Here is a 9058-nt window from a genome sequence, read left to right as displayed (position 1 = left end):
GCCCGCAAGCCGCGGGACCGCCATTGCCACGGCAAAGTTGACCGCCGTCATGGGCAGGAATCCGAGGCCGGCCTGCAGCGGGTCGAAGCCCAGCACTACCTGCAGGAACTGTGTAGTGAAGAAGAAGAACGCGATCATCGCGCCCAGGTAGAGGAAGCGGGCAACGTAAGCACCGGTGCGACGGCGGCTCGCGAACAGGCGAAGCGGCATGATGGGCTGGGTTGCCTTGCGTTCGATCAGCACAAACACGATCAGGAGTACGACGCCGGCGCTGACAGTCATGGCGGTGACCGGCGAGTCCCAGCCCGCTTCAGCGGCATTGATGATTCCGAACACGAGAGCACCGACACCCAGGGTTGCGCTGAGCGCGCCGGACACGTCGAACCGGCCGCTGGCACGTCCGGTTTCCGGGAGGAACCGGGGAGCTAGGGCAATCATCGCCGCACCGATCGGTACGTTGACGAAGAACCCTGCCCGCCAGGAGATCCAGTGGGCCAGCGCCCCGCCGATGACCAGGCCAAGGCTGGCGCCGATCCCTGCTGTGGCGCCGTAAAGAGCGATCGCACGGGTGCGCTCGCGGCCCTCCGCGAAGCTCGCCGTGAGCAACGACAGCGAGGCCGGCGCGACGATCGCAGCCCCAATACCCTGGACGGCGCGGCCGGCGATCGCCCACCAGCCTGCCGGGGCCAGGCCGATCAGCAGCGACGCGATCGAGAACACCACCAGCCCAAAGACGAACACGCGCCGGCGGCCCAGCAGGTCTCCTGCCCGGGCCCCGAGGAGGAGCAGCCCGCCGAAAACCAGAGTGTAGGCGTCCTGGACCCACGAGAGCTCGCCCGTGCTCAGCTGCAGGTCGGCCTGCAGGCTGGGCAGGGCTGTGAAAATGACCGAGTTGTCCAGCAAGATCATGAAGTAGCTGGCAAGGATGATCGCCAGGATCGCTGCAGGGCGGACAGCAGTTGCGGGTGCAGGTTTCATGCTTTCCATGCAACCGTGATTCCTTGGGGGCCGGGAGTCACTGCTCTTCCGGGTAACGCCAGTGCCTCCCTCGTCACGGGGCAGCGGCGTAGCGTGGACACCATGACACACGCGATGACGTGCGGAAATTCCTGACTTCCCGCCGCGCAAAAATCACGCCCGAGGAGGCCGGACTGCCGGCCTACGGCGGCAACCGGCGCGTTGCCGGGCTCCGCCGCGAGGAGGTCGCGATGCTCGCCGGGATGAGCATCGACTACTACATACGCCTCGAGCGTGGAAACCTTACCGGAGCCTCCGACAGTGTCCTGGAAGCCCTCGCGCGCGCCCTGAAGCTCGACGACGCCGAAACAGCCCATCTCTTCGACCTGGCCCGTGCCGCCACGGCTTCCCCGCGGGTGCGCCGCAAGCGCAGCCCGCTGACGGTGCGGCCCAGCGTGCAGCGCGTCATCGATGCGATCACCACGGCGCCGGCCTGGGTCCGCAACGACCGGGGGGATGTCCTCGCGGCCAACGAACTGGGCCGCGCCCTCTACCTGGACATGATGGCAGAGCAGGTCACCCCGCCGAACAGCGCACGCTTCACTTTCCTGAACCCGAAAGCGCGGGACTTCTTCGCCGACTGGGAACGCGCAGCGGATGACATCGTAGCCGTCCTGCGCTCCGCCGCGGGAAAAAACCCGTACGACAAGGACCTCACAGACCTTATCGGTGAACTCTCCACCCGCAGCGAAGAGTTCCGCACCCGGTGGGCCCGTCACGACGTGAAGTACCACCGCACCGGCCGCAAACGGCTCCACCACCCGATCGTGGGCGATCTTGACCTGAGCTTCGAGGCCCTGGAGCTCCCCGCGGACCCTGGACTGCGCATCAACGTGTACACGGCAGATCCTGCGACACCTTCAGAGGACGCGCTGAAAGTCCTTGCCAGCTGGGCCGCCACCCAGCGCACCGCCGACGGAATCCCCGTCAAGGAGAAGAAATGAACGGCCGCCCTTCCATTGTCCTGATCATTGTCGTCGGTGACCTGACCCGCCCCGACACCCTCGGCCCTGCAGTCGAGGGAGTGCAGGCGTTCCGTCAGGACCTCGCAACCATCTCGGCCGGACACTCTTTTCAGGGGTAGGGTTTGCGTTAGTCGACGAAGGGGTCACCATGAGCTACAAATATCGAACCGTCCGGGTCCGGGGTACCGAGCTGGTTGGAACAATTGCCAGAAAGCACGGGAGTGCGGCTGAGATCTACGAGACATCCAAGGACCCGAGCACATCGGTGGTTCCGGTATTCTTCGAGGCAACGGGCGAGGTCCGTTTTTTCGATAGGTCAGTGCTGGAGGACGTAGTGCCGCCAGCCAGTTGACGGCGCAGGTGTACGAGCCCAGCGGGTGAAACCACGTGCCGCAGCCGGTCCATTTCCAAGCTTCAGTTGCCGGTTTTTCTTCTAACAGTCATTAGTTAGCCACTGTGAAGGGAATCACGGTCACCCCGGAGTTTGTCGATCCCAGTTTGTTGTCACGGCATGACGTTCGCAGGTGTAGCTTGTGTACGCCATTGGTCAGAGTCCTGGTGTCGATCGAGATGGGGGCGGCGCCGAACGGGTCGGGTCCGTGTGGACCTGCAGCGTCCCAGAGTACGGTTCCGGCGTTGGTCGGAACGGCGTGGAAGTCCGGGTCTATCGAGACAAATGAGTGAGTCGTCGGGAGCGAGCCATCGGGGTGGGTGGACAGGCCCACCACGGGAGTCCAGATTCCTGATACCGGACCGTCTGGAAGGGGAACTGCCCGGACCGAGGCCTCACAGTACTGCGCGTTGGTGTACCAGCCCTTGCCCCGCAGGAACGGATACCTGGAGACGTTGGACGCAGACGCTCCGTTTTGGATGTTGACCTGCCAATTTAAGTTAGCTCGCATTTCGTTGCCGCCCGGCTCCGGGACGAACCCGCGAAAGCGGACCTCCTGCGTGCCTGAATGGTTAAATGAAGAGATCGGCCGCGAGAACGTCAGCCAGCGCTCACATGTACCTGTACACACAAAGTCGCCTTTGCCCGTGCTGGACGGGCCGGGGCAACTGAAGTTCGCCGCCGTCGCCCGTAGGTAACATTTCTGAACGGTGGTTTCGGTGTCGGAGGTCTTGAACACCATCGAGACGTAGTTGGCCTTGCCCGGGTTGTCGTGGAGGACCACCCGCACATGGACCGTCAGGTTGCCCGAACTGATCGTCTCGCGCTCAGGTATGCACGCCCCCATATGAACATGGCCGTGGTTGGTGGTGGAGTTGTTGGCTTGATCAGTGTCCGGCACCCACCATGCTTGACTATCAACGAATTGCCGGGTTTCGGTGTACGTCGTGCCGTCCGCGGCAGGGGCACCGATGCAAGGCCCGGCCGCAGCCTGAGCAACGCCCGGACTCAGTGCAGACATAAAACCACAAATCAACGCAAGGCCAACTACGGGTGCTAAGAATCTTTTCATGCCCACCATCCTTTGAAATACTTATTTGCGCCTTTTAATTGTTTCTTCATTGAGGTTTCCTTCATGTCCCCATTCATTCCGGCTGCGACGAGCAAGGAATCCACCTCTGCAGTGCCGCCATTTCCAACTCGAGCCCTGTTGCTGCCGACGCAGCGTGTAAGGGCTTCAAGCCGGAGACTCGTCCTTCCGGGAATTCCTGGATCGGCTGAACGCCGTCAGTAACGGCCTGCTGCGCAGGACCGACATGCGCCACTCACCCTTGGGATCAGGGTCAAAGAGGACATTCTTGATCGGCTCCATCACACATGAACGCAGGGAAATACCCTCCGCCGCCTGTTGCGGCAAAGCAGGTCCCCCCAGACCCGGGTTCTCCTCTGCGCCGGTGATCGTGGGGAGAGAGAACTCGTCCCTAGACATCGGCTATTCCTTTTATGGCTGGAGGCGCCGGCTGAGTCCGGCACCTTGGGCCTCAGCCGCACCTTCCCCCCGGACAATGCGGAAAGCACCAGCGTCAGCTTGAACAAAGATTACAACCAGAAAGAATGGAATTCCTTGTTGTGCGCATTATTTTCTGACAGCAGTACCTTTTCTCACCGAACACTGCCGGAACGACAGAAATGTCTTGAAACGAGAGTAGGCACGTAATTTTTGCCGATCCGAACCGGCGCGCAAGCAGGCCTAGCCGGTTGAGAAGCACCAGGCATCCGCCTATGACTGCTCAAGAAATCCTTCTATCCGGGCAACGTACTGTCGGCAAAAGTGCCAAGGTTGCGAGCTCTGGGATTCCGGATGCAGGCGAAGCTTGCAGATGGAGCGGACGCCTGGAATCCGAAGGAATCTCAATGATGTTGTCAACGGATTCCTGCGGGTCGGTTAGGGGGCGGTCCTCTCTCGGTCGGTGCTCCCAGGTAGGGCTCGCGGGACTTCTTTTCGCTCATGGTTGTGTTCCTTCCAGGTGGGTGGGGCGGCTCGTGGTGACCGGCCAGCTTCCCTTCTCCCCCTTGTTGTTTTGGCTACTGGCGATGCTTGCGGAGCTGTGGCCGACGGAGGCCTGTCTACCCGCAGGGCAAGGGGCGGGAAATTCCCGGAGGAAATCAGCGACGAAGGAGCGCCGCAGGGACATTTCGTGCGCCGCAGGCCCCGACGAAGGAGGGGCTAGACGGGCCGGAGCGGACACGTACAATCCGTCAGGACAGCAGCCAAAACGGCCGTAGAAAAAAACAGGGCCAGGGATGACGGAGCCCTGCGGAGCCGGCACTGCGTGTGCGAATAGCGGACCGCCACCGGTGACCGCCCCGGCAACGGGACGGCCACCTGAAGGGTCCTGTTCCAGCCATGCCATCAGAACCTTGTCTGGATCATCTGCCGGGTGAAGATCGGGGAGAGTGGAGCGTGCGAAGGCTCCGAACTCGGCCGAGGTGGGAAAGCGGGGAGGATCCCCCGGATCCCCAGTCCGGTCGTCAGGAATTCCTCGACTCCGAAAGGCGACCACGGGATGGCAGTACGGGGACGTCGGACGGCTGTCTCCGCCGCGGCCTAGTTCACGGCCATCACAACTGAGGGTTGATTTTCGTGGGTCAACCATTGGAAACTGGACAAACTTGGGGGTTCGATATGTCAGTCGACCTCGGGAGCAACGATGCGCTACGACACATTCCTTCACAGGTGCGGGCACGGTTCGCGCTGTAGGACTTCCTGGCTTGGCGCTCTGCTGGCAGCGTTGCTGCTTGGGCTGGGTGCACTGGTGGTGCCGGTTGCAGCGTCGGCTGCTACCGGTGATGTCGGGGGTTGAGGGTGCAACTGACCGGACCACGGAAAAAAACTCATGATCAGCTCACCCTGCGACCGCCGCAAACACCTGGTGTCCGCGGCGGTCGCTGTCTTATTCCTCACCGGCTGCTCAACACCAGCCGCCCCTTACACTGGCTTTCCGGCTGCACCAACGGCAACACCGTCATCGGCAACCGGCCCCTCACCTATCTCGCCTGACGTGGTCTCGCCGGCGGTGACACCGCCACCAGCGACTAGCGCGCCACAGCCGGGCGATGTCGGCATCGAGGGCCCGTCGCATGCGGGGACGCCGTCGCCGATCGGTACGAAGCGGGCCACCAGTGCGTTGTGGTTCAACGACGGGTCCTGGTGGGGGAACCTGTGGGACACGGACACCTCGGATTTCCATATCTTCAGGTTCGATGCCGCGACGAGTTCGTGGGTCGATACGGGTGTGGCGACGGAGACGCGGCCCCGCACTCATCATGACGTGCTGTGGGATGGGAAGACGTTGAACGTGGCCAGCTATCGGTTCGTCAATGACGGCCTGCCGGCCGAACCGGGCTTCCCGACGACGATGCGGCGTTACAGCTACAACTGGAGCAAGAAGACCTACACGCTGCTCAGTTCCACGCGAATCAACAACGAGCGCGTCGAGGCGCTGACCATTGACAAGGACTCGACCGGTCGGATGTGGGCCACCTGGCAGCAGGGAAACAAGATCTACCTGAACGTCACCGGCCCGGACGGCAGGTATTGGGGGGAGCCGTTCGCGCATCCTGAGTCGGCGATCTCTGGGGGGTTGAGCAACGTCTCCGTGGACGACACGTCGGCTGTCATCGCCTTCGACGGGAACAAAATAGGCGTGATGTGGAGCCGGCAGGTCGGCGATGCCACCGACGGCAGGTATTGGAGCTACCACGTCGATGGAGCGCATGACACCGACTGGACCACTCCGGTAGCGGCGGTATTGGGGCAGAACAGCGCTGATGACCACATGAACCTGAAGCGGCTGGACTCCTCCGGTGGAAAGGTTTTCGCCGCTGTCAAGACATCGTTCACGTCCGCGTCACAGCCGCTGATCCAATTGTTGGCACTGGATAGCGCGACCGCGACGTGGTCCGCGCACACGATCGCGACCGTATCGGAGTGTCCCAATCGGATGGTCGTCATGATCGATGAGAGCACCCGAATGCTGCGTACCTTCGCCACCTACCCGAAGCCCAGTGGCACCACGAATGCTGGTGCCTGCACCAACGCGGGGGGCGCGATCTACGAGAAGTCCACGCCGCTGGAAAATATCGACTTCAGCACCGCCACGAAGACGCCTCGCGTCGTCGACGCCGACCAGTATGCCCACAACGTGACGTCGACAAAGCAGAACCTCAACAGTGCGGCGCGAGGCACGGCCAACAGCGGTCTGCTGATGCTCGCCGATGTGAACGCCGCAAACCGGTACTGGCATTATCACGACTCCAGCGGCGGTAGTGGCGGCGGCGATACGACGGCTCCGACGGTGACGCCTACGCCGGCAGCGGCGCGACGACCTAGTCCAGAAGCCTAGCTCCAGCATGCGGGCCGTTGAGAACTTAGTCCTGGCCCCGACTGGGCACCTCCTCCTGGTACCCCTCGTCGATGCTGGAAGCGCCTTGAATAGCGGCCTTGAACCGGTGATGACGTAACGTCCACCCATGCCCGCCCTTCTGCCCCAACGAACCCCGGTGAGCAGGACTACCGAGCCGAAAGCTGACGTCGGAACCCCTGGCGTGGCTGGAGGCAGAAGGGAAGACAACACGTAGACTTAGCGCCGCAATGGCTCCCCAGAGGTCGTCGCCGTATCAGAATCTCATCCATACCAATGTTCAGTGGACGGTGTTGAGCACGTCGATCAGCGATCGGCCCAAACGGTCGACCCGCCACACAACACGGTGTCGCCCTCCTCGGCGTACTCGAGAAGTCTTCTCATTCCGGGCCGCTGGATGGCGGTCTTGCTGCCCGAAGTGATGTCGGCGAAAACGTCACGCTTCTGCACCCCAGCGGCGACCAGCGAATCCAGCTGCAGCTGGGCATCCTGACTGGAAGTGCTGACGCGCGTGTAACCAAGTTGCCTCACCAGGCCATTCTGACCCGGAAAGTCCCCACTGCACCCCTGATGAGACGAATCGCGGCGAGACGCGTTTCCGAGACGAGCTGCGGCCCGTGTTCCCGCCGATGCGGCGGGCTCATACGCGTCTTGGAGGGGTGTCTTGAAAAGCTGTTGTTTATCGAGACACCCGGAGCGGTCAGGAGAAACTCCGATGCCGTGGTAGAAACCCGGACTACTGGTTCAACGCGACCTATCGATAAAGCGGACGATTGCGGGAAGCATTACGCTCACGGCGAGACCCAGCGGAAGCGCTTGGACTAAAACCCCACCTTGCGGAAATAACGAAGCAAGGAGTATGGAGAGAAGAACACCCCCAACTAAGGCTACCGTGCAGGTAACTATGAGCCTCCTAAGGGTCACTTTTTTCGTCACTGCCATCCCCTTCTTCTTCACAGATTCTCAGGAAGTTATTGCGTTGCGGATTGCGCTGCCTATTACCGCAGTAGCTCCCGTGGCCGCGCAGCCGGCCCCGATTGCACCTACAGATGTGGATTGCTGATCGTAGGCGTTGGTTGCGCCAACCGCGACTGCGCCAACCACGCATCCGCCGACAGCCAGCCCTAATGCGACGGACGCCGCCGGTGTTACAAAAGGTGCGGCGGCAACGGTTACGATCGCGCCAAACGTGGCCCCAACCAGACCTCCGATAATGCCGCCGAAAAGCATGGCGCCTTCTGTAGCAAGGCCCAGGGGGTCTGTGTTGTTGATCGGGTTGGCACCCGCATAGAGGTAGCGGTTCGCTTCTTGGCCAGAGGGGTCGGGTTGGGTGAAGCGGCCGCGGGCGGGGTGGTAGTAGCGGGCGCCGAATTTGATGCGGTTGCTGGTGGTGTCGTTGTAGCCGCCGGCGTAGGTCCAGGGGTTGGTGGATGCTTGGGTTCCGGTGGTGCCGGTGTTCTCTCCCCAGGAGTCGTAGGCGTAGGTGGCGGCTTTGGCCTGGGCGCTGTCGGTGAGCAGGATGACCGAACCGAGGGCGTCGGTGGTGTAGTAGTGGCTGGCCCCGCCGCTGTCGCGCATGCTGATCAGCGTACCGTCGGGGTCCCGGATAAACGAGGTTGTCCCGCTGCTCTTGGTCTGCTGGGTGAGACCGAGGGAGCCGTTGAGGAACGAGGCTGTCCCGGCGGTGAGGCGTTCGTCGTTGCGGGTGCCGGCGTAGGTGTAGTTCGTCGTCGTGGAGCCGTTTGTGCCTGAGGTGAATTGGTCGAACACGTTGTACGTCAGGTTTGAGGCGGAGCCGCCATCGATGAAGTTGCCGTCGCGTCGTAGGAGTACTTGCTCGCTCCCGTGGTCGGAGTGGGGCAGTTCCCGTTGGTGGGTCCGTACCAGCAGAGCTGGTCCGCGGCGTTGTAGGTGGAGTAGCTGGTGGCGGTCCCGGTTTTGGCGGCGGTGAGCCGGTTGCTGTTGGCGTCGTAGGTCCAGGATTCGGTGACCGTTCCGGTGACGGCTGAAGTCAGCCGTTTCATCGCGTCGTAGCCGTAGGTCATGACGGCGCCGGTGTCGGTGGTCATCGTTTTGCGTTGGCCTCCGTCCTTGGCCCCGTTCAGGGTGTAGGTGTAGGCGCGCTTGGCCAAAACGGTGGCGCTGGTGTTGGTCGCGGTGATGTCCGTGATCTTGCCCGCCCCGTCGTAGGTGGTCGTGTTCTTCACCCCGTTGGGGTACTTGGTGACGGTGCGGCGGTTGGCGTTGTCGTAGTCGAAGCC

The 9058-nt window shown here is 62.4% G+C and carries 9 protein-coding genes and 2 pseudogenes; 4 read left to right on the top strand and 7 right to left on the bottom strand.

The window, feature by feature from the left end; genetic code table 11:
- Positions 1-987: MFS transporter (locus DBR22_RS21975; RefSeq protein WP_258229388.1), on the bottom strand; the 987-nt coding region annotated here is incomplete at its 3' end.
- 110 nt (positions 988-1097) lie between these two features.
- Between DBR22_RS21975 and DBR22_RS21970 the strand changes: the two genes are divergently transcribed.
- Genes DBR22_RS21970 through DBR22_RS21965 form a run of 3 tightly spaced genes read left to right on the top strand, consistent with a single transcriptional unit; the run spans position 1098 to position 2334 of the window.
- On the top strand, positions 1098-1961 hold the full coding sequence (locus DBR22_RS21970; protein WP_108600723.1) for a helix-turn-helix transcriptional regulator: 864 nt from the start codon (positions 1098-1100) through the stop codon (positions 1959-1961).
- The gene (locus DBR22_RS24045) at positions 1958-2101 is read left to right on the top strand and encodes a hypothetical protein (protein ID WP_181365286.1); all 144 of its coding nucleotides are present in this window, start codon (positions 1958-1960) and stop codon (positions 2099-2101) included. Before DBR22_RS21970 ends, DBR22_RS24045 begins: the two co-directional genes overlap by 4 nt.
- Positions 2102-2130: 29 nt before the next feature.
- Positions 2131-2334, top strand: coding sequence for a hypothetical protein (locus DBR22_RS21965; protein ID WP_108600722.1), 204 nt, complete (start codon positions 2131-2133; stop codon positions 2332-2334).
- 91 nt (positions 2335-2425) lie between these two features.
- On the opposite strand, the gene DBR22_RS21960 is transcribed toward DBR22_RS21965, so the two are convergent.
- From DBR22_RS21960 to DBR22_RS25025, 3 genes are all read right to left on the bottom strand, one after another.
- Positions 2426-3445, bottom strand: coding sequence for a hypothetical protein (locus DBR22_RS21960; protein WP_146187622.1), 1020 nt, complete (start codon positions 3443-3445; stop codon positions 2426-2428).
- A 165-nt stretch (positions 3446-3610) separates the two neighbouring features.
- A complete protein-coding gene (locus tag DBR22_RS21955) occupies positions 3611-3862 on the bottom strand; it encodes a hypothetical protein (protein ID WP_108600720.1) in 252 nt (83 codons plus the stop codon).
- A 1500-nt stretch (positions 3863-5362) separates the two neighbouring features.
- The gene (locus tag DBR22_RS25025) at positions 5363-5572 is read right to left on the bottom strand and encodes a hypothetical protein (protein ID WP_258229387.1); all 210 of its coding nucleotides are present in this window, start codon (positions 5570-5572) and stop codon (positions 5363-5365) included.
- On the opposite strand from DBR22_RS25025, the gene DBR22_RS21950 reads away from it, so the two are divergent.
- Positions 5562-6779: a hypothetical protein gene (locus DBR22_RS21950; protein ID WP_258229386.1), complete on the top strand. Its 1218-nt coding sequence runs from the start codon at positions 5562-5564 to the stop codon at positions 6777-6779. The two genes, DBR22_RS25025 and DBR22_RS21950, sit on opposite strands and share 11 nt — an antisense overlap.
- A gap of 301 nt (positions 6780-7080) precedes the next feature.
- Here the strand turns inward: DBR22_RS21950 and DBR22_RS21945 are convergent.
- From DBR22_RS21945 to DBR22_RS25015, 3 genes and pseudogenes are all read right to left on the bottom strand, one after another.
- Positions 7081-7328, bottom strand: a pseudogene (locus tag DBR22_RS21945) (recombinase family protein); the annotation flags it as partial.
- A gap of 432 nt (positions 7329-7760) precedes the next feature.
- On the bottom strand, positions 7761-8567 hold the full coding sequence (locus DBR22_RS25020; RefSeq protein ID WP_258229385.1) for an RHS repeat-associated core domain-containing protein: 807 nt from the start codon (positions 8565-8567) through the stop codon (positions 7761-7763).
- An 8-nt stretch (positions 8568-8575) separates the two neighbouring features.
- Positions 8576-9058 (bottom strand): annotated as a pseudogene (locus tag DBR22_RS25015) (RHS repeat-associated core domain-containing protein); the annotation flags it as partial.

It is taken from the genome of Arthrobacter sp. HMWF013 (genome assembly GCF_003061105.1).
Classification (GTDB): domain Bacteria; phylum Actinomycetota; class Actinomycetes; order Actinomycetales; family Micrococcaceae; genus Arthrobacter.
Note: the sequence above shows the minus strand (reverse complement) of the source record. Positions and strands in the feature narration are given on the sequence as shown.

Coding starts and splice junctions, on each gene's coding strand:
- DBR22_RS24045 (WP_181365286.1), top strand. CDS start 1,958: ATGAACGGCCGCCCTTCCATTGTCCTGATCATTGTCGTCGGTGACCTG.
- DBR22_RS21965 (WP_108600722.1), top strand. CDS start 2,131: ATGAGCTACAAATATCGAACCGTCCGGGTCCGGGGTACCGAGCTGGTT.
- DBR22_RS21960 (WP_146187622.1), bottom strand. CDS start 3,445: ATGAAAAGATTCTTAGCACCCGTAGTTGGCCTTGCGTTGATTTGTGGT.
- DBR22_RS21955 (WP_108600720.1), bottom strand. CDS start 3,862: ATGTCTAGGGACGAGTTCTCTCTCCCCACGATCACCGGCGCAGAGGAG.